This window comes from Cellulophaga fucicola, assembly GCF_900119145.1.
Lineage (GTDB): Bacteria > Bacteroidota > Bacteroidia > Flavobacteriales > Flavobacteriaceae > Cellulophaga > Cellulophaga fucicola.
The window spans coordinates 267,001-288,083 of the sequence record NZ_FPIY01000003.1 but is presented as its reverse complement, the minus strand read 5'-3'; the positions used below and the strand labels follow the sequence as shown (position 1 = coordinate 288,083).

25 protein-coding genes and 1 tRNA gene are annotated in these 21,083 nt (G+C 32.2%); 7 read left to right on the top strand and 19 right to left on the bottom strand.

What is annotated here, in order from left to right:
• Positions 1–8 precede the first annotated feature (8 nt).
• The gene (locus BT107_RS11960; protein ID WP_072304045.1) at positions 9–677 is read right to left on the bottom strand and encodes a hypothetical protein; all 669 of its coding nucleotides are present in this window, start codon (positions 675–677) and stop codon (positions 9–11) included.
• Between the two features lie 132 nt (positions 678–809).
• A complete protein-coding gene (locus BT107_RS11955; protein ID WP_072304044.1) occupies positions 810–1,184 on the bottom strand; it encodes a nuclear transport factor 2 family protein in 375 nt (124 codons plus the stop codon).
• Between the two features lie 135 nt (positions 1,185–1,319).
• Here BT107_RS11955 and BT107_RS11950 point away from each other — a divergent pair, with 135 nt between their 5' ends.
• Positions 1,320–1,949: a 2OG-Fe(II) oxygenase gene (locus BT107_RS11950; RefSeq protein WP_072304043.1), complete on the top strand. Its 630-nt coding sequence runs from the start codon at positions 1,320–1,322 to the stop codon at positions 1,947–1,949.
• A gap of 250 nt (positions 1,950–2,199) precedes the next feature.
• Here the strand turns inward: BT107_RS11950 and BT107_RS11945 are convergent, their stop codons facing one another.
• From BT107_RS11945 to BT107_RS11895, 11 genes are all read right to left on the bottom strand, one after another.
• Positions 2,200–2,496, bottom strand: coding sequence for a Bor family protein (locus BT107_RS11945; RefSeq protein ID WP_072304042.1), 297 nt, complete (start codon positions 2,494–2,496; stop codon positions 2,200–2,202).
• Positions 2,497–3,012: 516 nt separating this feature from the next.
• Positions 3,013–3,594, bottom strand: coding sequence for a hypothetical protein (locus BT107_RS11940; protein WP_072304041.1), 582 nt, complete (start codon positions 3,592–3,594; stop codon positions 3,013–3,015).
• 27 nt (positions 3,595–3,621) lie between these two features.
• Positions 3,622–4,005, bottom strand: a complete 384-nt coding sequence (locus BT107_RS11935) for a DUF3037 domain-containing protein (RefSeq protein ID WP_072304040.1) — start codon at positions 4,003–4,005, stop codon at positions 3,622–3,624.
• Entirely contained in the window at positions 3,995–4,774 is a 780-nt protein-coding gene (locus BT107_RS11930; protein ID WP_072304039.1) for a HipA family kinase, read from the bottom strand. Before BT107_RS11930 ends, BT107_RS11935 begins: the two co-directional genes overlap by 11 nt.
• A 94-nt stretch (positions 4,775–4,868) precedes the next feature.
• Entirely contained in the window at positions 4,869–5,447 is a 579-nt protein-coding gene (locus BT107_RS11925) for a hypothetical protein (protein ID WP_072304038.1), read from the bottom strand.
• Positions 5,448–5,472: 25 nt separating this feature from the next.
• Positions 5,473–5,712 carry a DUF2314 domain-containing protein gene (locus BT107_RS11920; RefSeq protein WP_280173629.1) on the bottom strand — a complete coding sequence of 80 codons (240 nt, stop codon included), beginning with the start codon at positions 5,710–5,712 and terminating at the stop codon, positions 5,473–5,475.
• Between the two features lie 12 nt (positions 5,713–5,724).
• The gene (locus BT107_RS11915; RefSeq protein ID WP_072304036.1) at positions 5,725–5,979 is read right to left on the bottom strand and encodes a hypothetical protein; all 255 of its coding nucleotides are present in this window, start codon (positions 5,977–5,979) and stop codon (positions 5,725–5,727) included.
• Between the two features lie 11 nt (positions 5,980–5,990).
• Positions 5,991–6,407, bottom strand: coding sequence for an MFS transporter (locus tag BT107_RS11910; protein ID WP_072304035.1), 417 nt, complete (start codon positions 6,405–6,407; stop codon positions 5,991–5,993).
• Between the two features lie 17 nt (positions 6,408–6,424).
• A complete protein-coding gene (locus BT107_RS11905) occupies positions 6,425–7,009 on the bottom strand; it encodes an RDD family protein (RefSeq protein ID WP_072304034.1) in 585 nt (194 codons plus the stop codon).
• 12 nt (positions 7,010–7,021) lie between these two features.
• Positions 7,022–7,624, bottom strand: coding sequence for a hypothetical protein (locus tag BT107_RS11900; protein WP_072304033.1), 603 nt, complete (start codon positions 7,622–7,624; stop codon positions 7,022–7,024).
• Between the two features lie 175 nt (positions 7,625–7,799).
• Positions 7,800–8,801: an NAD(P)H-dependent glycerol-3-phosphate dehydrogenase gene (locus BT107_RS11895; protein WP_072304032.1), complete on the bottom strand. Its 1,002-nt coding sequence runs from the start codon at positions 8,799–8,801 to the stop codon at positions 7,800–7,802.
• A gap of 261 nt (positions 8,802–9,062) precedes the next feature.
• Between BT107_RS11895 and BT107_RS11890 the strand changes: the two genes are divergently transcribed.
• Positions 9,063–9,983: a nicotinic acid mononucleotide adenyltransferase gene (locus BT107_RS11890; protein ID WP_072304031.1), complete on the top strand. Its 921-nt coding sequence runs from the start codon at positions 9,063–9,065 to the stop codon at positions 9,981–9,983.
• Between the two features lie 239 nt (positions 9,984–10,222).
• Here BT107_RS11890 and lepA read toward each other — a convergent pair whose 3' ends face one another.
• Positions 10,223–12,019 carry a translation elongation factor 4 gene (gene lepA / locus BT107_RS11885; RefSeq protein ID WP_072304030.1) on the bottom strand — a complete coding sequence of 599 codons (1,797 nt, stop codon included), beginning with the start codon at positions 12,017–12,019 and terminating at the stop codon, positions 10,223–10,225.
• 308 nt (positions 12,020–12,327) lie between these two features.
• Here lepA and BT107_RS11880 point away from each other — a divergent pair, with 308 nt between their 5' ends.
• Together BT107_RS11880 and dusB are read left to right on the top strand one after the other, a co-directional pair.
• Complete coding sequence (locus tag BT107_RS11880) at positions 12,328–13,158, top strand: OmpA/MotB family protein (RefSeq protein ID WP_072304029.1); 831 nt, start codon at positions 12,328–12,330, stop codon at positions 13,156–13,158.
• 190 nt (positions 13,159–13,348) lie between these two features.
• Entirely contained in the window at positions 13,349–14,341 is a 993-nt protein-coding gene (gene dusB / locus BT107_RS11875) for a tRNA dihydrouridine synthase DusB (protein WP_072304028.1), read from the top strand.
• A 92-nt stretch (positions 14,342–14,433) separates the two neighbouring features.
• Here the strand turns inward: dusB and BT107_RS11870 are convergent, their stop codons facing one another.
• Both BT107_RS11870 and rbfA read right to left on the bottom strand, forming a co-directional pair.
• A complete protein-coding gene (locus BT107_RS11870) occupies positions 14,434–15,642 on the bottom strand; it encodes an ABC transporter permease (protein WP_072304027.1) in 1,209 nt (402 codons plus the stop codon).
• Between the two features lie 2 nt (positions 15,643–15,644).
• Entirely contained in the window at positions 15,645–16,037 is a 393-nt protein-coding gene (gene rbfA / locus BT107_RS11865; protein WP_072304026.1) for a 30S ribosome-binding factor RbfA, read from the bottom strand.
• A gap of 114 nt (positions 16,038–16,151) precedes the next feature.
• Here rbfA and mce point away from each other — a divergent pair, with 114 nt between their 5' ends.
• Positions 16,152–16,565 (top strand): methylmalonyl-CoA epimerase, encoded by a 414-nt coding sequence (gene mce / locus BT107_RS11860; protein WP_072304025.1) that lies wholly within the window; start codon positions 16,152–16,154, stop codon positions 16,563–16,565.
• Between the two features lie 73 nt (positions 16,566–16,638).
• A tRNA-Ile gene (locus BT107_RS11855) sits at positions 16,639–16,712 on the top strand.
• A gap of 82 nt (positions 16,713–16,794) precedes the next feature.
• Here the strand turns inward: BT107_RS11855 and BT107_RS11850 are convergent.
• The gene (locus BT107_RS11850) at positions 16,795–17,796 is read right to left on the bottom strand and encodes a helix-turn-helix transcriptional regulator (RefSeq protein WP_072304024.1); all 1,002 of its coding nucleotides are present in this window, start codon (positions 17,794–17,796) and stop codon (positions 16,795–16,797) included.
• A gap of 158 nt (positions 17,797–17,954) precedes the next feature.
• On the opposite strand from BT107_RS11850, the gene BT107_RS11845 reads away from it, so the two are divergent.
• A complete protein-coding gene (locus BT107_RS11845) occupies positions 17,955–19,334 on the top strand; it encodes an RtcB family protein (protein WP_072304023.1) in 1,380 nt (459 codons plus the stop codon).
• Between the two features lie 16 nt (positions 19,335–19,350).
• Here BT107_RS11845 and BT107_RS11840 read toward each other — a convergent pair whose 3' ends face one another.
• A complete protein-coding gene (locus tag BT107_RS11840) occupies positions 19,351–20,469 on the bottom strand; it encodes a serine hydrolase domain-containing protein (RefSeq protein ID WP_072304022.1) in 1,119 nt (372 codons plus the stop codon).
• Between the two features lie 130 nt (positions 20,470–20,599).
• Positions 20,600–20,971 (bottom strand): cupin domain-containing protein, encoded by a 372-nt coding sequence (locus BT107_RS11835; RefSeq protein WP_072304021.1) that lies wholly within the window; start codon positions 20,969–20,971, stop codon positions 20,600–20,602.
• Positions 20,972–21,083: the final 112 nt, after the last annotated feature.

Sequence of the window (21,083 nt, the reverse complement as noted above, 5' to 3'; positions counted from 1 at the left end):
TTAATTTTTTAAAATTGAATGGTAGAAAAATAAATTGTCTTTTTATAACCAGCTGCATATAGCTTGTTTCTTATTTTGTTATACTGTTGTACGTGTGTTGGTGTGTACATAAAGTATGTAGGGATTTCTTGGTTGTCTACCGTTAAAAATAGTGGTATAAGTGCTTCCGTTTTACTTTCTAGAGGTAATTTATGCATTACCTTATATTCGCATTTTAAGCCTTTAGCTTCGCACTCTTTTGTTATTTCACTAATAGCGATTATGGCATCTACTCTAAGTTTACCAGATGCGTTAACATTTGGAACTTGAATACCTAGCTCATTATTAATGTTGGTTTTAAATACAAGTTTGTCGTTTTCTAAGTTTAAATCTTGGTACTGAAAAATTAAACCTTCGTCTAATAAAGCAGCTGTTTTTTTAGTGCCCAAAGCACCTCTAATTAAAACAATTGGTGTAATAATTATAAAAATGATAATAGCTAAAACAAGGCCTATTATTGATGAAATAATTGCGCGTCCGCTAAAGCAACTTTTAAAAATTAAATCCCAGTAATTGGCAATAGAGTTTGTTTGAAAACAGTAGGTAACTATTTTAATAATATTACCAGAGTTTATAAAAAAGTTGATAAGTAAAATAATAACACCAGCTACTAGCAAGAGTACTCTTAGTCCGTCCATAAGGTTATAAATTTGGTTAAGGTTATTTGTTTTAAGTGTATACTTAAAACTGGTTAAAATTTAGAACGACGCTATTTAAGTAAAAGTATCTTTTGGTCACTTTTTTAGTTGTAAAGAACTAAATGCGGCAGGTTAATACATTGCATTTGGGTTTTTAGATGTCTTAGGTATTTGCTGTATAGCATCCCAATGTTCTACTATTTTACCGGCGGTATTAAACCTAAAAAAATCCATTGTAATGTATTGGTCATTCCCAGGCCAAATTTGGTGCGTATGTAAAGCAACCAGATTACCTTCTGTAATGGCTCTAACAAACTCTATAGTTTTATCTGGGTATTCAGTTTGCATACGCTCAAAATAAGCTATAAAACCCTCTGTGCCGTTTTCTACATCTGGGTTGTGTTGTATATATTCTTCGCCTACGTATAATTCTACAGCTTTTTTAGGATTACCTAAGTAAGCTGTTTTGTAAAATGCAATTGCTTTTTCTTTAAGTTCTTGACTCATAGTAGCTTTTTTTTAAAGATAGTAATTATTTAAAAGAGGCTTATTTATTGTAGATAAAAGATTATTCTATTAGGTTTTGTTTTTTGATTGGTACTATTCTTTTATAGGTATATTTACCAGCTTCTTAAATAGAAATTGAATACAGAAAAAAACACAGAGAAATGGCTCTCCTGGGTAGATGAGCTTTCTTGTAACGACTACGTAATTATTGACGATTTTTTAGATACAGACACGTATCTAGATGTTAAAACCTTCTTTTTATCTAAACTAGATTACTTTGCACAGGCGGGTATTGGTGCGTTAGATAAAAATATGATACAGACAGAAATTCGTGGAGACCATACTTTTTGGTTAAATAAAGAACGAGATACAGAAATAGCTCCTTTTTGGGATGTACTAGACCAAGCTATGTATGTTTTTAATAGGTATTGTTTTTTAAGTTTGGCTGGGTACGAGTTTCATTTTGCGAATTACCCTCCAGGAGGATATTACAAAAAGCATTTAGATCAATTTAAAAATAGAAACAACAGAACCATTTCTTTTATTATTTATTTAAATGATAATTGGCAAAAGGGTGATGGTGGTGAGCTAGAAATTTATACACCAGATAACAAGTCGTTTTTAGTAGAACCCTTAGCAGGTAGGTGCGTATTGTTTAAGAGTGATGTTGTACCACACGCTGTACTAAAATCTTACAAAAACAGGTATAGTTTAACGGGTTGGTTGTTGCAAAAACCACAAAAATTAGGACAGTTTTTAGGATAAAAATTAATGCTTTTTAGTGGTGAATGCTATGGCTAAAAAAACTAATAATAAAATTACTTTACCTAATAAATAACCAATACCATAATGGGTTAGTCTACTAAGGTCTGAAATTAATAGCTGCGTAATATTTATAAATAATATAAGAGCAAATAATAGCGAGGTGTAACATATTATTTTTTTCATAAGTATATAAAATGTAAAAGAGAAAGCTAAGGAGGTTAACCCTAGTCTTTCTCTTTTTGGTTTGGTATTATTTAATAACTTTTGTAATTGTTGGTGCGTATATACCAAGAGTAAGACCCGTAACTAAACCGGTAATAAAAGAATGCGATGTAGTTACCGTATAGTTCTCTGCGCCACCAGCCATAGCTCTAGAGTCAGAACTACCAACAGGAGCTAAACCATAAATTAGGTAATGGTTCCATTCCTTAGTTTCACTGTTTCCTTGAGCTCCTGTACCTACAACACTGGTGTACGAGTAACAAGAGGTTAATAACATTGCAGATGCACATAGTGCAACCATCATTTTTGTTGAGTTTTTAATCATCTTTTTAATTTTAATATTAAGTACTACTCATTTTGAGTCTATGGTTATTTAGCAGCTAATTGCAATAAAATAGCTGTGGCAATTGTAAAATGCCATATTAAATACAACCACGATAGTACTCTATTTTTGCAATAAAAGTCAATGGACAATTTATAGACAGGCTGATTATTAGATGATTAAAATTATTTTTTTAATACAATTTTTTTACCACGAAGAATAGGCTTGTTACTTGGTATTGCTGTAAAGTGGTGTGATTTTTAAACAAAGAATGGTGTCGTATAATTTTTTATACAACACAATTTATTTTTATTGTATGTCCATACTTTGTCTATACCACATAAAAGTTAAAGGACATTTTTAAATAGAAACCAGAAAAATAACCTCTTTTCTGGCTTGGTTTATTATAATTAGTAAGAACTAAAGAAGCTATTGCTTTTGGAACTAGAAAAACCTTTACTATTTAGAGGTTTATCTAAATAGTAAAGGCTTAATTTAAGTTGTAAAGTGGCACAAAAATTATTCTGCTACTTCTGTTGTTTCAACTTCTTTTAAGGAGTAAAGAATTTTATTCATTTCTTCTTTATTCCTATTTTCTTTGTTAGCTAGTGTCCAGGTTAGCAATTGGTAGTAGTCTTCTTCACCTTGGTATAAGCCTATAGCATAGAAGATGTCTAAATCATCTATTTGAGCTTTAAGTGAGACTATTTTAGCAGGCATATTGTTTATTATAGTATCTGTTGCTTTAGAGACTACAGGGTTTATTAGAGACTCCTTAAAGTTATCTATCATTAATTTAGAATACCCACTAATGTCGTTTTTATAATTGTCTGCTAGGCCTCCTTCTTCTAAGGCTTCTTCTAGGTCTATTACTGGCTCGTAAATAACTATTGCATAAAACTCTCTTATGGCATTTTGGTATTGTAAAGACGCATCATCATTTAAGTCACTTGTTTTAGATAAAAAAGAAGGCAAAGTAAGCTCGTATTTATTTTCTACAGTTACAGTTTGGTAGCTGTCTTTTGCCCCGCAAGAATATAATAATAACGCTGTTACTATTAGCGTTAAAGTACATTTAAGGCTGTGTTTTGTGTAATTCATAATTTATGGTTTTGTTATTTAATGGTATTATAAAACGTAATTGGTAAATAATTTTTCTAAGGTTGCTTCTGGATTGTTACACAGACCAGGATGGGTCTTAGAGCTTTGTATAACGGTACTTCTAGAGGCTGCTAACCATCTAAACCTATCAGACAACTCTAACTTACCAATTGCGCCACCAGCGGGTTCACCTTTGCAAACAAGTTCCCACGCTTTTAGGTAATCTACAAGCAAGTTATAATCTAGCTCTTTACAAAAGGCCTCTAACTTGTTGCGATCTATATGGTACTTTACACCTAAAAACTTTTTTCGTTTACTAAATAAAATAACCCCAATGTTAAAAAACTCTTCGCGTTCTACTTTGGGTACTATTCTAATAACAGCATATTCAAACGTAACTTTATCTTGCATCTTTTGCTTCTTTTACGAGTGCGTCTATCATTGTAAGCTTTGCATTTAAATACGCAGTATATGCAGCTCTCATTTGCGCAGGAGTTAAAGAATCGGTGTCGTTTACCAACCAATCTTCTGGTATGTTGGTAATAATATCTTCTATAATTTGTGGTGTAATTGCGGTTGTAATTTCTTCTTTTGCTTGGTCTAATGCTGTTGCTTGTTGCAATAACACGTGGTCTTTTATTAACGGAAAAGTTCTTGTTAAGTGACTCTCCCACAATGGCCAGTTATGATGAAAATAAAAGCTAGCGCCATTGTCTATAATCCACAATTGCTTGTTCCAAATAAGTAAATTTGTATTTTTTGCAGTACGGTCTATATTGCTAATAATACTGTCTAGCAACACCACTTTAGAAGCTGTTTGTGCGTCTACGGTAGTTACTAACGGATCGTACGTTATGGCACTAGATAAGTAATGCAAACCAAGATTTAGACCTACACTAAATTTAAGCAAATCTTGTATTTCCTCGTCTGGTTCTGTTTTGCTAAAAGAGTCGTCTAGGTTAGCAAATACCAATTCTGGTACTCTTAAACCAATGGCACGTGCAAGCTCGCCTCCAATAAATTCTGATATTAAGGCTTTTTTACCTTGTCCGGCGCCTCTAAATTTTAAAACATAAAGAAAGTCGTCATCTGCCTTAACAATAGCAGGTAAAGAACCACCTTCTCGTAAGGGTTGTACATACTGCACAACGTTTACAGTTCTAATGTCTATTTTGTTCATAAAACTAAGGTACTAAAAATTACAAGTTGCAACTATAGCAAAGCACGAGTAATGGTAATTATGATACTATTTTTTAGGCTGATGTTACCTGGTGTTATTTTTTAAGCAAACGTAACAGAGGCGCTCTGTACTCGTTATCTTTTTCGTTTAAATTGATGGTGTTTTTTGCAAAGTCAAAATTTACGAACAGCTCAGCATAATCGTCCTTACCCTCTAAAAATATTTTAAATTTACCAGTACCTTTATTGTAATCTATGTCTTGGGTATTAAGGTTTGCACAAGTAAATTCTTGTGTGTCTTTAAGTTTGTTATTGCTGCTATTAATCTCGTATTTTTTAGCTAAAAACTCTAGTAGCATATTACTTTGCTCACCCATAGAAATAAAGCTAACGCCTTGGTCTATAAACATATTTTTAGGTTCGCCATTTACAAAACCAGCTTTAATTCCTTTTTTAAGCTTTACAAGCATACCAATGGTATCTGTATCAACAATTGCCCTAATGGTGTAGGTGTTGTAATTGTCTGTTTCTTGCGTATTTGTAATGGTTAGTGGTATGTCTACAAAACCATCTACGCCGTATAGGTTAGATAAGTTTGCAATTTTTACGGGTTCGTCTGTTTTGCAACCAATAACTGTTAGTATTAGGGCAAGTAGCATAAGTTTTATTTTCATAGTATAGGGTTGCTTGGGTAATTAGTTAGTCAAATAATAATCCGCTTTGTATATCAAACTGTTTTTGTTCTTCGGCAGACATTTGGTTGCGTAGTACTTTAATAGTGTATGCGCCTTTGGCTATTTTATCATCAAAATACATCCAATCACTAATGTTAGATTCATCTATCTCAATAGTATCACCATACTTTACATTAATGTCGTACAAAGGCTTATTGCCAACAATACCTTTAAATTTAGCATTGTTATAGGTTATATCTTGTATCCAAATGTGTTCTTAGTTATCATCGGCATCTTTAAATTTTTGTTTTAGCGTAAAGCCGTAGTAGTTTTTATTATTGCTTTGTATAGCTGTTTTAAAGTTAGATAGGGTTATGTTGGCTTCTTCAATAGCTCGGTTCATAGCAACATTTTCACTAGCAACATTCAACACATCTGGCTCACCGTCTCGTTCTATTTTTAAAGATGTAGTTTCTTTACAGGCACTAAAAAACAATAAAAAGAGAACGGAAACAGATAGTATTTTTTTCATAGTATTATGTATTATTTTAAACGAACGCTTTCAAAATCGTTTTTCATTTTATCTAAAGTAGGACTTAAAAATACCATATAAAGTATAATTAAAAGTCCAAAAAGCATAAAGTCTTGTTTTAAAAATAGAATTATAAAAGTTGCACTTTCTAAAATTGCCAAACGCACTATAGATGCGGTTTGGTACACACCAAATTTGTCTTCTAAGGTCTTAATGTCTTTTGCTTGTTTTAGTATGTTTTTAAACATAAACGTACTGGCAAAAACCGCAATAAGAGGTAATGCAAAAAAGATGATAGAACCTGCGTTTACCTCTGGCACTTTAAAGTTCTGTAGCGCAGAAATATCGCCTATAAAAATATAAGCTAAGGTAGAACCTGCTGTTATAGCAAGGTGAATAATTTTTAATATTTTTATTTTTTCATCCATAGTTTTTTTAGTTAAGGCTATTGGTTGTTTTTTTTCTTTGAAATTAATAAGTTTACGGTATAAACTACAGCAATTAAGGTTACTACCAACATACTAATGTATAAGATAGATGTTGAATTTTTAAAATTTAACATTGCTGCCCAAAAAAGAGCTTTGGTTACTAAGAAAAGTAGAAATACAATTTTTTTAAAGTTAATTTTTTTTAACGATTTATCTTGAATTACAAAGGTTTTAGAAAGCTTATCATGTAATGCAATTTCATCATCGCTAACTGCAGATAAGACACTGTAAAAACGAATCCAATTGCGTATGGCCAATCTTAAAAAATGGGGCCTTTGTTTTTTAGCATCTACTACAATGCTTCTAGTTTCAAATTTACCAGGTGTACGTCCACATATCATTTCAAAAATCATATAATATAACCATCTACAACTGTAAAATATAGCTATAAGGTAAAGTATAGAGTCTGTCTCTATATAAAAATAAGTAGCAATTGGCGCGGCTATTAAAGAAGATAGAATAAAATCTATATAAAAGTTTTCAATTCTAGCATCTTCTGATGCTAGATTGAAGTCAATAAACTTAGTGTTGGTAATTTTCATTTTATCTTAAGTTTATTTAGGCATAAACCTATTAGGATCTTCTTTTGCTTTGCGCTCTTGTTCTTTGTTTATTTTTTCTTCTTCTTGTGTAGCAGTTGTAGTAGTGTTTGCCGCAGCTGGTTCTTTAAGTTGTGTTGCTGTCTTTTGTTCTTTTTTATAAGACTTACCCAGAAATGATAATAGAATTAATGCAGCTAAAATTCCCCAGACAATACCCACTAAAAGATCTGTTATAGAGTCTCCTTTTTTATTTTCTGTAGTAATTTCGCTTTGTGGATCTTCAGATACTATATTAGGGTCTTCTTTTAAATAGTACAGTTTTAGCTTAGGAAAGCTTGGTAACTCTGTTAAAGAAATTTCGTCTGTATATGCACGTCCGTCTACTGTAAAAGAATAATTAAACTTATATGTTTTTATTACCCTAGCAACAGTTGTTTCTGTGTATTCACTAGACAAATCTGCCATAACAAAAGTGTTATCGTCTAGCATTTGTTGGCGCTGTTCTATTTTATCCTTATCACCTTTGTACACGTAATCTGTGACACAAGATTTTGCCAAAAGAGAGCATACAATTATAAGTACAATTCTATATAGTACAGATTTAATGCTTTTCATTGTTGTAGGTTATTTAGTGGTTTGTTGGTATTGCAAGGTTTAAACGTTCTTAAGCCATAATTTCTTATAATTTATGTTGTTTTTGTTAATGACCCAATAAAAAAGCTTGTTTTTACAGCAATTATAAGATCACTTTAAAAACAAGCTTTACTAAAAGAGTATTGTACTGTTTGTGTTAGTCTAATTTTTCAGTTAAATTATTAAACACTTTTTTAGGGTTTTTACCATCATATAAAATAGCATAAACAGCATCTATAATTGGTGTTTTAGACTTTTTAGTGTGTTTTTCGTTTAATAAGTGTGCACTCTTGGTTGCGTAATAGCCTTCTGCTACCATACTCATTTCCATCATAGCACTTTTAACGGTGTATCCTTTACCAATCATATTACCAAACATTCTATTTCTACTAAAAACAGAGTATCCTGTAACAAGTAAATCGCCTAAGTAAGCCGAGTTGTTTATGTTACGTTTCATATGGTGTACACGTTTAATAAAACGTTTCATTTCTCTAATAGCATTACTCATTAGTACACTCTGGAAGTTATCTCCGTAGCCTAAACCGTGAGCCATACCAGCAGCAATAGCATAAATATTTTTTAATACAGCAGCGTATTCTGTGCCAATAATATCGTCAGATGTTTTTGTCTTTATATAATCGCTACTTAAGTTTTTAGCCACTAATTTTGCTTTTTTCTCATCTGCACAGGCAATTGTAAGGTAAGATAAACGCTCTAGTGCAACCTCTTCTGCATGACAAGGACCTGCAATAACACCTATATTATTTAATGGTACATTATAGGTCTGGTTAAAATGTTCTCCTACAATTAATCCGGTTTCTGGTACTATACCTTTAATAGCAGAAAATATAATTTTACCTTCTAAAGAAACCGTTAGCTTTTCTAATTCTTTTACTAAAAAGGCAGACGGAATTGCAAAAATTACAACATCGGCATTAGAAATAGCAGTGTTAATATCTGAAGTCAGCTCTAACTGATCTACATTAAACTCTACGGCGCTTATATAATTAGGGTTGTGACTGTGCTCTTTAATATGCGCAATGGCATCTGTATTACGCATATACCAATTTACTGTGCTTACATTTTCGGTAAGCATTTTTACAATTGCAGTAGCCCAGCTACCACCACCTAAAACAGCGAATTTTGTAGTATTTTTCATAAAATTGATTTAGTAAATCAAAAGTAGATAAAATTTTGATGATAGCGGAAATTTGGTGCCTGTAGATTATCAAATTAACAAAAGAATGTGTGTACTAGTGCTAGTGTTTTTTTAGCTAATTTATGTTCTTTTTAAAACATCAACCTATACAAAAGAAATAAGTTTAGCTGTTTTTGTTTTTATTACTCGTTGTTAATCAGTGGTTTGTAATTTTTGGCACAGCCTTTGTTTTAGAGTAAACAGAACCAATACATTTTTATTATGAGAACAAAACTACTATTTGGATTACTGCTATTGGGAACTTTAGTTTCATCTTGCTACTCAGAGATTATAATTGATCACGATTATATAGAGCCAGGAATTTCTGTAGAAAATGCGATTCATAAATATGATCTTTGGTATGTAGATATTAATGCTACCCAAGGAAACGGAGAAGTGCCTTTTTTACAACGTGCATTTACCATAACATTTAACAATGGCCGTTTGTATGCTAATAATAATATTGTTGGTATTGGTAAAACAGGTAATGGCTACGGTATAGATGTTGGTAATTACGATGTTTTTAATGATGGTATACGTATTAACCACGCTGTAGATGGTAGATGGCCTTTAGAGGTCTATGTTGTTAACAGCAATACATTAGAGTTGTTAGATGTTGCTACAAACACATCTTACTATTTAAAAGGATACAGGCAAAGCACGTTTGATTATGATTATGTTTTTTATGATAACCTAAAGTACTTTTTACAAGAATACAATGCTTGGGAAAAAACATACACAAGTGAAGAGGGTGCTATAAATGATTTTGATGCAGAGAACTTTTTACAGTTTTTTACAGATAGAGGTACAGATACATTTAGGTCTTCTATAGATAACAATGGTACACGCCCTAACAACTTAACTTGGGATTACGAAGGTGATTATAAAGTGTTTGACGTTGATGGTGATGAAACTTTAAAATTATTAGAGTTAGATTATGATTACTTAGGAGACGATTATTTTGAGCTTTATGTAATAAATGATAGAACAATAGAATTGTATCATCCAAACTCTGGCACGGTTTATGACTTTACAGGAGTAGGATACAGAGAGTACATAAAAGGTGATGCCTCTGTAACAGATAAAAAAAGAACGAAGTCTACAAACGATGTAAAAACAGTGAAGAGACTACGAACAAAATAGAAGAATTTTTAGGTTGGTTATTAGTTGTAAAACCGTCTTAAACAGTGGTATGTTTAAGGCGGTTTTTTTGTACTCTAATTTTAAAGTACAGTACACTAAAACCTTGTTTATGGTGTAAAGTAATAACAAACTTGTTTAGAGTAATAGAGTTTAGACAGGTTTGTATTAAAAACAAAAACCTTCATTATTAAATGAAGGTTTTTCTATATCTAAAAATTGTAAATTACAATGTAATAAAATTAATCGTTAAGCTTTAATACGGCCATAAATGCTTCTTGTGGTACCTCTACGTTACCAACCTGGCGCATACGTTTTTTACCTTTTTTCTGTTTCTCTAAAAGTTTACGTTTTCTAGAAATATCACCACCATAACATTTAGCGGTAACATCTTTACGTAAAGCCTTAGTTGTTTCTCTAGAGATAATTTTAGCTCCAATTGCAGCCTGTATAGGAATATCAAACTGTTGTCTTGGGATTAACTCTTTTAACTTCTCGCACATTTTTTTACCAATATGTACGGCATTGTCTGCGTGTATAAGAGCAGATAAAGCATCAACCGGTTGTGCGTTTAATAAAATATCTACACGTACTAATTTAGATACGCGCATACCTATAGGTGTATAATCAAAAGAAGCATACCCTTTAGATACTGTTTTTAATCTATCATAAAAATCGAAAACAATTTCTGCAAGTGGCATATCAAAAGACAACTCTACACGCTCTGGTGTTAAGTAATTCTGATTTGTAATTTGTCCACGTTTCTCTATACATAAAGACATAACATTACCCACAAAATCAGATTTTGTAATAATGGTAGCTTTAATATATGGTTCTTCTACACGGTCTACACTAGACGGGTCTGGTAAATCTGTAGGGTTATTAACAATAAGTGGCGTATCTGGGTCTTTACGAGTAAATGCGTGGTAACTAACGTTAGGTACTGTTGTAATAACAGTCATATTAAACTCGCGCTCTAAACGTTCTTGTATAATCTCCATATGTAGCATTCCTAAGAAGCCACAACGAAAACCAAAACCAAGAGCAGCACTACTTTCTGGTGCAAAAACCAAAGAGGCATCATTTAACTGCAATTTCTCCATAGAAGAACGTAATTCTTCAAACTCATCTGTATCTACAGGGTAAATACCAGCAAATACCATTGGTTTTACATCTTCAAAACCTGCAATAGGGTTAACTGTTGGGTTTGCAGAGTCTGTAATAGTATCACCCACTTTAACCTCACGGGCATCTTTAATACCTGTAATTAAGTAACCAACATCACCAGCTTTTACACTTTGCTTTATAACCTGTGACAGTTTTAATGTACCAACTTCATCTGCAAAATAACTCTTGCCAGTTGCTACAAATTTTATTTTTTGTCCTTTTTTAATTTCACCATTAATAACTCTAAAATATGTTTCTACACCTCTAAAAGGATTGTAAACAGAGTCAAACACTAATGCCTGTAACGGTTCGTCTACGTTACCAACTGGTGCAGGTATACGTTCTATAACTGCAGATAAAATATTATCTACACCAAAGCCAGTTTTACCACTTGCGTGTATAACATCTTCTGGTTTGCAACCTAAAAGCTCAACAATATCATCTGTTACTTCTTCTGGGTTTGCACTAGGTAAATCTACCTTATTAAGAACCGGAATTATTTCTAAATCGTTTTCTAAAGCAAGATATAGGTTAGATATTGTTTGCGCTTGTATACTTTGTGCAGCATCTACAATTAATAAAGCACCTTCACAAGCAGCAATAGATCTAGATACCTCATAGCTAAAATCTACGTGGCCAGGAGTATCAATTAAATTTAGAATATATTGTTCTCCTTTATATTCAAAGTCCATTTGTATGGCGTGCGATTTTATGGTAATACCACGTTCTCGCTCCAAGTCCATACTATCTAAAAGTTGATCTTGTTTTTCACGGTCTGTCACAGAACCCGTAAAGTCTAAAAGCCTATCTGCTAATGTACTTTTTCCGTGATCTATGTGTGCAATAATGCAAAAATTCCTAATATTCTTCATATATATTACTAAAGTAGCTGCAAATATAGTTTATATTTTATAGGTTATGAACGTCTAATATTTAAAGGGTCTATAATTTAGATAAAGAAAATGAACAAGACAAGGGTTCTTTTGCCTTTTAAGAGTAGTTATTTCTTGTTTTTTAGGCTTAAAATAGCTTAAAAGTGATGTTTTGAGTTGTTTAATTCTTATTTTTTTTGAGTCGTATCTATTTGATAATTAGTTGTTAGTGTGTAAATATTAATTGTAAAAAATCTATTTTTAGTTTCTACCCGTATCTATAGCAGAACAAAACAAAACTTAAAATTATGAAGAAGATATCATTAGCGTTAGCCGCAGTAGTTTTATTGGGATCATGTGTTTCTAAAAAGAAATATGTAGAATTGCAACAAGCTCACGGTGAAACTAAAAGTCAATTAACCAAGACTGCTGTTGAAAAAGAAGAGTTAGAAGCAAAATTTGCTAAAATTGAAGCAAGAGTTGCAGATTACAACTCTAAAATTACTGCTTTAACAGAAGATAACGATGCTAAATTAATTTCTGCAGATGGTGCAGTTATTTCTAACAATGTTAAAGCTAAAATGCGTGAGACATTAAAAAACGTTAGTCCAGAACAATTAATGGGTGCTAAAACACTTAAAGATTCTATGAACTTAGCATTGTCTCATAACTTAAAAAAATCTATTGGTACAAATAGTTTAAATGAAGATGATGATATCGCAATTGATATTGACGATACTGTTGTAATGATTTCTATTTCTGATAAATTATTATTTAACACTGCTAGCTACAATGTAAGCAACAAAGCAGATGCTATTTTACAAAAATTAGCAGACGTTATTAACTCTGAGCCTAGCATTGAAGTTATGGTAGAAGGGCATACAGATGCAAGATCTATTAGTACTCCTAAAGTAACAGATAACTGGGACTTAAGTGTATTAAGAGCAACATCTATTGTACGTAAATTACAAACTAAATATAATGTAGCACCAGAGAAATTAATTGCATCTGGTAGAAGTAGCTATAAGCCTTTAGCATCTAACGATTCTAAAGAAGATAGAGCTAAAAATAGAAGAACACGTATTGTAATCTTACCTAACATAGATAAGTTTTTTGCATTAATGGCTTCTAACGAATAAGCGACACACTAGCTAACAACTATAAATTGTTAAAGCGGAATTCCTTAATTGGATTTTCGCTTTTTTTATGTTTAAAAACTACCAATGGTATATACTCCTAAGTACGTAAGGTTATTAATTTCTAAAGACATAGGGTTAAGATAGAATCTTTTCTATTTTTTAGATAGCGGATATGTTGTAAATTTGCCGAATGCCAAAAATAGGAGACATACAGTTACCAGATTTTCCGTTGTTGTTAGCACCAATGGAAGACGTAAGCGACCCACCGTTTAGAGCGTTATGCAAAGAACAAGGAGCAGATGTGGTGTATACAGAGTTTATATCATCAGAAGGTTTAATTCGTGATGCTGCAAAAAGCGTTATGAAATTAGATATTTATGAAAAAGAACGCCCAGTAGGCATACAAATTTTTGGTGCAAATTTAGATTCTATGTTACGATCTGTAGAGATTGTAGAAAAATCTAATCCAGATATAATAGACATTAATTTTGGCTGTCCCGTAAAAAAGGTAGTAAGTAAAGGTGCAGGAGCAGGTATCTTAAAAGACATAGACCTAATGGTTAAGTTAACCGATGCTATGGTAAAACATACCAACTTGCCAATTACAGTAAAAACCCGTTTAGGATGGGATGCAGACTCTATTAAAATTGTTGAGGTTGCAGAACGCTTACAAGATGTAGGTTGTGCAGCAATAGCTATACACGGTAGAACACGTGTACAAATGTATAAAGGCGATGCAGATTGGGCACCAATTGCTCAGGTTAAAAATAACCAACGTATGCATATTCCTGTTTTTGGTAATGGTGATGTAAATACACCAGAAGCAGCGGTAAAAATGCGAGACGAGTACGGTTTAGATGGCGCTATGATAGGTAGAGCAAGCATTGGTTACCCTTGGTTCTTTAACGAGGTTAAACATTTTATAGAAACAGGAGAACACAAAGCACCACCAACAATGCAAGAACGTGTAGAGGCAGCTCGTAGGCATTTACAAATGGCAATTGATTGGAAAGGTGAAAAGCTAGGTGTTTTTGAAACACGCAGACATTATACAAACTATTTTAAAGGTATTCCAGATTTTAAAGAATATCGTATGAAAATGGTTACTAGTGATGAATCTCCAGATGTTTTTGCCACGTTTGATGCAGTTTTAGATAAGTTTGGAGATTACCAGTTTTCTTAGTGGAGTAGTACAAAGTCCTAAAAAAATATTAAGTACAAAGTCTTTAGTGTAAAGTTTTAATTACGGGGTAGAATTTCTAAAAAGAAGTAATTTTATTGAGTAATTAACTTTTTACTTATTCTACTACTAGCAATTTTTGCAGAAATAAGACCCAATACTATAATAGTGGCTAAAACAATAGCAACGTTTAATAGCTTGTACTCTACAGGGTATGCTAAAAATGCGTTTATTTTAAGCCATCCAAAGGCTAATTGCGACCATATTAGTAGAGATCCTATAAAAACACCAACCAAGCCACCAATACTAGTAACCAAGGTGCCTTGCACAAAATAAATACTTCGTAACTCTTTAATTGTAGTACCTAAGTAGTAAAGTGTTTTAGAGTTTTGTTGCTTGTCTAAAATCATCATAATAATAGCGCCTACAACATTAAATAAGGCAATAATAAGCACTAAGGTAAAAATTAGGTATGTTGCCAGGTTCTCTGTGTTTAACATACGGTGTAGCGTACTATTTTGCTCCTGTCTATCTTTTAAAATCACATTATTTTGTAAAACAGTAGTAATGCTCTGCTTAATGGCAGCAATATCTTTAGTTGCGTCTATTTTAAAGTTTAGAGCAGAAACCTGTAAGCTATCTTTTTCTAAAAGCTTTTGTACTACAGGTAAATCTGTAAATAAGTATTTTTTGTCTAAATCTTCGGCAACGTTATACATACCGCTAATCACAACATTGTGTTGGTTGTACGGAGCCTTGTTTAGTCCGCCTTGGTTAATAGCTCCTTTTTTAGATTTAGGAACTAGTATTTGTAATGGGCTTCTGTAATTGTTTATAGTTAAGCCTAGCAAATTAGCAATACCAATACCAACTACACCTCTCTGGCTGTCTATTAACCACTCACCAAAATATAACGTACTATCTATACCTGTAACTTTGTTGTAGTTGTTATCTACGCCTTTAATGTAACCAATATGGCTTTTCTCGTTATGTAAAAAGTATACCTTTTCTTCTAGTTCTTTAGAAAAGGCAAGTACACCATCTATTTTAGATAATTTAGCTTCTTGTTCAGGTAAAACCGATATAAATTTTCCGGTTAAGGGAGAAGCTTTTAAATCGGGATCAAAACTTTCACTAAAACTAAGGCTGTATGTTTTTAATCCGGCAAAGCCAGACAAAACAATAAAAAGCGCTGCAGAACCAATTACGATAACTAAAAAAGTAATAAAATTGATAATATTTACAGCGTTTTGACTGCTTTTAGAACGTAAGTATCGCTTAGCGATGTACAGCGGAAAATTCAATCTTAAGATTTTTTTCTGCGTTCTAATAAATCTGGGTTCTCTATTGGGTTTTCTTCCCTTTTTAAAGATTTTTCTATACCATCTATGTACTCCAAGGAATCGTCTATAAAAAATAACAATTCTGGTACACGACGTAATTGGTTTTTGGTACGTTGAGAAAGTTCGTGCTTTATAAGCGGTTGGTTAGACTGTATACCTTCTAAAAGTTCTTTCGAATTTTTATGAGGAAAAATACTAATATATACTTTAGCTATAGACAAATCTGTAGTAACAACCACCTTAGAAACAGATATAAGTGTTCCACGCAAACCTCCATCAATCACTGCGCGTTGTAAGATATCTGCGATATCTTTTTGTATTACGCCTCCTATTTTTTTCTGTCTTTGAGTTTCCATGGGGCAAAAGTACAATTTATATCATTAGACTCCTATACCTTAGCCTAGTATCCTAGGGATTACGCAAAAGATTTATTGTTGTAATTTTAGCTTTTATATTTTTAAAGATCGATTATGCAAAAAATAGAACATATAGGAATAGCAGTTAAGGACTTAAAAGCATCTAACATCTTGTTTGAAAAGCTTTTAGGAACACCAAGTTATAAGGAAGAAGAAGTAGCGTCTGAAGGTGTTAAGACTTCTTTTTTTATGCAAGGACCAAATAAAATAGAATTGTTAGAGGCAACAAAAGAAGATAGCCCTATAGCAAAGTTTATTGCAAAAAAAGGAGAAGGTGTACACCATATAGCTTTTGCTGTGGATAATATAGTTGCAGAAATTGCACGTTTAAAAGCAGAAGGTTTTGTGGTTTTAAATGAAACACCTAAAAAAGGAGCAGATAATAAGCTAGTTGCTTTTTTACATCCTAAGGGTACAAATGGCACATTAATAGAGCTTTGCCAAGAAGCGCCAACGGTAGCCAAATAAAAAAGTAAATATAACTGCAATCTTATTTTGGATTGTAACAAAATAAATAGTAATATTGCATCCGCAATTTGCGGGTCCTATAGCTCAGCTGGTTAGAGCACCTGACTCATAATCAGGGGGTCCATGGTTCGAGCCCATGTGGGACCACAAGCAAACAAAAGCCTTTACAGAAATGTAAAGGCTTTTTTGGTTTTAATAACGATTAGTAGTATATAAATTACTACTAATTCTATTTTTCATATAATTTATTGGCCTTTTGTAGTTTTGAGTGTATTCTTTCTCTTAATTTTTTAGGTTTAATAACTTTTATAGAATCTCCAAAACCTAAAATCATTCTTTCTAGCTCAAAATTTATTTTTACAAAAATGTTAAAAATAACTCCATCCTCTGTTTTTTCTATAATTCTTTGAGACCTATGAAAAGGTTTTGTCTCTACGTATGGAGCGTTATTTTTATCTACCCAAAATTGTATACGTTCTGCTCTAATATTAGTAACTGTAACCCCTATTACATCTTTATAATATTTGTCGCCATCAAAATTATCTAATTTATATTCTATAGATGTATCATAATCTATATTAATAATTCTATCTAAAGCAAAAGTTACAATTTGTTCTGATTTTCTACCAACTAAAAACCACCTATTATTAAATTCTTTTAAAATATAAGGATGAAAGCCAATTACAGAGGGCGTCTCTGCTTTAAAGGATTGATAAGTTAATTTTATTGCTATTTTTTTTAATATTGCTTGATATATAACATCTAAAAACTCAAGTCCTTTTAATTTTTCATTTTTGTCTAAATGAATAATTGAAGACTGTTGAGTTTTTTCTGAATATACTTTGTCTTCTAACCTTTGTATAATTCCACCAAGTTCACTAAAAAGTGAAAAATCTTTAAATTGTTTTAGCATTTCAACTGTTTCAGATAACACATTCATATCATTTTCATTTAAAGGAATATTAGTTATTGAAAAGCTTTCATCTTCATATTTGTAAAACTTTTTATCATAAACAACTATAGGAGCATTGTAACCTAGTTTATCACTCCTCATCATTTGTATATCTAATTGTATAGTTCGCTTGCTCACATTAATTTCTCTTCCTTCATATTCATAAAGTGCATCAGAACAAGAAGATATTAAACTTTCTAATGTCCATTTACGGTATCTATTTTGAAGGCATTTATCAATTGTTTTATACCTAATTAAAGCATTTTTGTTAACGGACATAAAATATTTTTATAGAAAAGTATAACTTTTTTTTACCTACGCAAAATGATTGCGTAGGTAGGGCTAATATTTGTACCGGAATCATAATTAAGACCTTAGTAAAGGTTATTTGTAGTACTCCGCCGAACAAGGAGTCGGCGGAGTTAAAAAAGGTAAATATGGAAAACAAAAAGAGAATTACAGGAGAAGATTTAATTAAAATGGGATATAAGCCAGCTAAATGGTTTAAAGAAGCTCTAAATTTTATTAATGATAACGATTTAAAAGGAAATGCATTAACAACATATTTAACCAATTTTAAATTTCCAGAACCTTTAGGCTTAAATAACAATAAAGTTCTATTTAATATTAATATAAAAGCAGAGAATGAGATAGAGGAGGTAAATGTAAAGAATGTTACAGATACAATGGTAGAGTTAATGAAAACACCAACTATTGTATCAGGAGTAATAATGCCAGATGCTTGCCCAACTGGCCCAATAGGTACTATTCCTGTAGGTGGAGTGGCTGTAGCAAATAATGCAATTCATCCAGGTATGCATAGTGCAGACATTTGTTGTTCCGTAATGTTAACTGACTTTGGAAAAGTTAGTCCCAAAGATGTTTTAGACGTAGCACAAAGTATTACACATTTTGGACCAGGTGGTAGGTCAAGAGACTCTCAATTTAGATTTCCATCAGACCTATTAGAGGAAATAGAGGCTAATTACTTTTTAAATAATCAAAAATGTATTTCTGTTGCTAGGTCACATTTGGGAACTCAAGGAGATGGTAATCATTTTTTGTTTGTAGGTACATCAAAAAAAACAGGAAATACAATGATGATTACACACCACGGAAGTAGGGGACTTGGAGCAAACTTATATTCCAAAGGTATGAAAGTTGCAGAACGTTTTAGAAAAGAGTTATCTCCAGAAACATTAAAGCAAAATGCTTGGATTCCTTTTAATACAGAAGAAGGAGAAGAGTACTGGAAAGCTTTACAGATAGTAAGGAAATGGACAAAAAAGAATCACGAATGTTTGCATCATGCTACTTTAGAAAAGCTTGGGGTGGAAAAAAAGAATAGGTATTGGAACGAACATAATTTTGTATTTAAAGATGGTGATTTGTTTTACCATGCAAAAGGAGCAACTCCGCTAGATAAAAAATTTATGCCAGACATCACAGGTCCTAGATTAATACCGTTAAATATGGCGGAACCAGTTTTAATTGTTGAAGGAGAAACAACCTCAACAAATTTAGGATTTGCACCTCACGGAGCAGGTAGAAATATGAGTAGAACACAGCATAGAAAAAGTAAATTAGGTACTTTAGAAGATATTTTTAACGAAGAAACTAAAAATTTAGATGTTCGTTTTTATTCTAATGAAATTGATATAACAGAATTGCCAAGTGCATATAAAAATGCAGCTAGTGTACGTAGGCAAATGAACGATTTTGACCTAGGGAAAGTTGTAGATGAAGTTTTACCATATGGTTGTATAATGGCGGGTAACTGGAAAAAGAATGCCCCATGGAAGAAAAAAAGAAAATAAAAAAAGCCTCTCTAAACTAATTTTTAGAGGGGCTTTTCAATTTTCTAATTAATTCTTTAGAAGCTGAAATAAGTTTAGTATTGCCGTTATTATAGTTTCGCATTAAGATTACTCCGTACTGGCTTTCTTTATCAAAAAAAAGACAGCAAGTATAACCTGCAACTCCTCCGCCGTGGCCAACTGTAGAAACGTTACTATCTTGATAAAGAAAAAAGCCTAAGCCATAATTTTCTTCTGGCGTATGCTTGCTTTGCATTGTGTCTAAACTATGCTTGCTTAGTAATGTTGTATATCCCATATTAGCTGCCGCAAATTTTGCTAAATCATTAGGTGTAGCATAAATACCACCATTTGGTACCTTATATCCTCGACCTTTATGCTCTAGTTCTGCTTTGGAGTTATTTTTTCCAGCAGAAGAGGTGTCCATACCTTTTGCAAGATGAGTTATTCTGTCTTTGGGTACAATAAAAAAGCTATTGGTCATATGTAACGGATTAAATATTTTCTCTTTAACCAATGTTATAAACGATTTTTTTGCGGCTCTAGAAATGGCTAATCCTAAAATTGCGTAGCCTATGTTAGAATAGCTGTATTGTTCTCTAAGCTTATATTTAAAAGATGTTTTTGGAATTGATTGTAAAACTTTACTTTCCCATTCTTCAATAGTACCAGAGGCAGCATTCTTTAATTTGGGTTCTCTAATTAATCCAGATGTATGACTGGCTAAATGTTTAAAAGTGATTTTTGTTGCATCTGAATAACCATTTAGTTCACTAATCTCTGGCAAATACTTCTCTATTGGGTCATCTAATTTAATAGTTCCGTCTTCAACCAGTTGCATCATTAAAAAGGCTGTAAAAGATTTAGAGATAGATCCTGTACGATAAATACTTGCGGAATCTGCCTTTAAATTGTTATTGTAGTCCGCATACCCATAAGCACCAGACCAAATAATAGAATTTCCTTTTACTATAGCAATAGATATACTGCCTTTAGTATTATCTTCTTCTATGTCTTTTTTTATACTGTTTGCAAAACTGGTAATTATAGAGTTAAGGTTATTTTCTTTTTTCGATTGCGCATTTAAAGTAGAACAAAGCCCTATTAGAGTAATTATTACTGCTTTTAGTTTCATATACTATTTTGCTATGTATATAGCCTTTAATTTGGGTAAGATATTTAAATACAGTAATGTGTGTAGGTAAAGAGTAGTATATGCGTAGCAGTGCAAGTAAGCAGTACTACGCATTTGTAATTTTTTAAGACTATTTATCTCCAAAATAAGATACACCGCCACCACTTAAGAAATCTTCTCTTACAGGGCTAAATGTGTCTATTAACATTCCTTCTTCTAGGCAAACAGCACTGTGTAATAAATTAGGTTCAATATAGACACCGTCTCCTGCTTCTACGATTTTCTTTTCTCCATCAATTTCAAATTCAAATTTACCTGAAACACAAAAAGTAGCTTGTGTATGAAAATGTTGGTGAGGCGCTCCTAATGCACCTTTTTCAAACTTTACTTTTACCATCATAATTTGGTTATCGTAACCTAAGAACTTTCTTGATACTCCACCACCAAGTTTTTCCCATTCTAGTTCTTTTGTGCTGATGTATTTTTTACTAAATCTTTCCATTTTTTATAGCTTTACTGTTTTGTGTTTAAGCTCCTAATTTAGCAAATAGAAACTGAATAGAAAAACTGGAGTTTTATTGTGAGAGAACAAAAACTAAGTATTAGTGTTAATT

Excerpts from the sequence above, each read along its gene's own strand:
- BT107_RS11910 (WP_072304035.1), bottom strand. The coding sequence starts at position 6,407 with ATGGATGAAAAAATAAAAATATTAAAAATTATTCACCTTGCTATAACA.
- rbfA (WP_072304026.1), bottom strand. The coding sequence starts at position 16,037 with ATGGAAACTCAAAGACAGAAAAAAATAGGAGGCGTAATACAAAAAGAT.
- BT107_RS11890 (WP_072304031.1), top strand. The coding sequence starts at position 9,063 with ATGAGAACAAAACTACTATTTGGATTACTGCTATTGGGAACTTTAGTT.
- BT107_RS11955 (WP_072304044.1), bottom strand. The coding sequence starts at position 1,184 with ATGAGTCAAGAACTTAAAGAAAAAGCAATTGCATTTTACAAAACAGCT.
- BT107_RS11900 (WP_072304033.1), bottom strand. The coding sequence starts at position 7,624 with ATGAAAAGCATTAAATCTGTACTATATAGAATTGTACTTATAATTGTA.
- BT107_RS11835 (WP_072304021.1), bottom strand. The coding sequence starts at position 20,971 with ATGGAAAGATTTAGTAAAAAATACATCAGCACAAAAGAACTAGAATGG.
- BT107_RS11850 (WP_072304024.1), bottom strand. The coding sequence starts at position 17,796 with ATGTCCGTTAACAAAAATGCTTTAATTAGGTATAAAACAATTGATAAA.
- BT107_RS11935 (WP_072304040.1), bottom strand. The coding sequence starts at position 4,005 with ATGCAAGATAAAGTTACGTTTGAATATGCTGTTATTAGAATAGTACCC.
- BT107_RS11915 (WP_072304036.1), bottom strand. The coding sequence starts at position 5,979 with ATGAAAAAAATACTATCTGTTTCCGTTCTCTTTTTATTGTTTTTTAGT.
- BT107_RS11845 (WP_072304023.1), top strand. The coding sequence starts at position 17,955 with ATGGAAAACAAAAAGAGAATTACAGGAGAAGATTTAATTAAAATGGGA.
- lepA (WP_072304030.1), bottom strand. The coding sequence starts at position 12,019 with ATGAAGAATATTAGGAATTTTTGCATTATTGCACACATAGATCACGGA.
- BT107_RS11960 (WP_072304045.1), bottom strand. The coding sequence starts at position 677 with ATGGACGGACTAAGAGTACTCTTGCTAGTAGCTGGTGTTATTATTTTA.
- BT107_RS11840 (WP_072304022.1), bottom strand. The coding sequence starts at position 20,469 with ATGAAACTAAAAGCAGTAATAATTACTCTAATAGGGCTTTGTTCTACT.
- dusB (WP_072304028.1), top strand. The coding sequence starts at position 13,349 with ATGCCAAAAATAGGAGACATACAGTTACCAGATTTTCCGTTGTTGTTA.
- BT107_RS11945 (WP_072304042.1), bottom strand. The coding sequence starts at position 2,496 with ATGATTAAAAACTCAACAAAAATGATGGTTGCACTATGTGCATCTGCA.
- BT107_RS11925 (WP_072304038.1), bottom strand. The coding sequence starts at position 5,447 with ATGAAAATAAAACTTATGCTACTTGCCCTAATACTAACAGTTATTGGT.
- BT107_RS11905 (WP_072304034.1), bottom strand. The coding sequence starts at position 7,009 with ATGAAAATTACCAACACTAAGTTTATTGACTTCAATCTAGCATCAGAA.
- mce (WP_072304025.1), top strand. The coding sequence starts at position 16,152 with ATGCAAAAAATAGAACATATAGGAATAGCAGTTAAGGACTTAAAAGCA.
- BT107_RS11895 (WP_072304032.1), bottom strand. The coding sequence starts at position 8,801 with ATGAAAAATACTACAAAATTCGCTGTTTTAGGTGGTGGTAGCTGGGCT.
- BT107_RS11880 (WP_072304029.1), top strand. The coding sequence starts at position 12,328 with ATGAAGAAGATATCATTAGCGTTAGCCGCAGTAGTTTTATTGGGATCA.
- BT107_RS11930 (WP_072304039.1), bottom strand. The coding sequence starts at position 4,774 with ATGAACAAAATAGACATTAGAACTGTAAACGTTGTGCAGTATGTACAA.
- BT107_RS11940 (WP_072304041.1), bottom strand. The coding sequence starts at position 3,594 with ATGAATTACACAAAACACAGCCTTAAATGTACTTTAACGCTAATAGTA.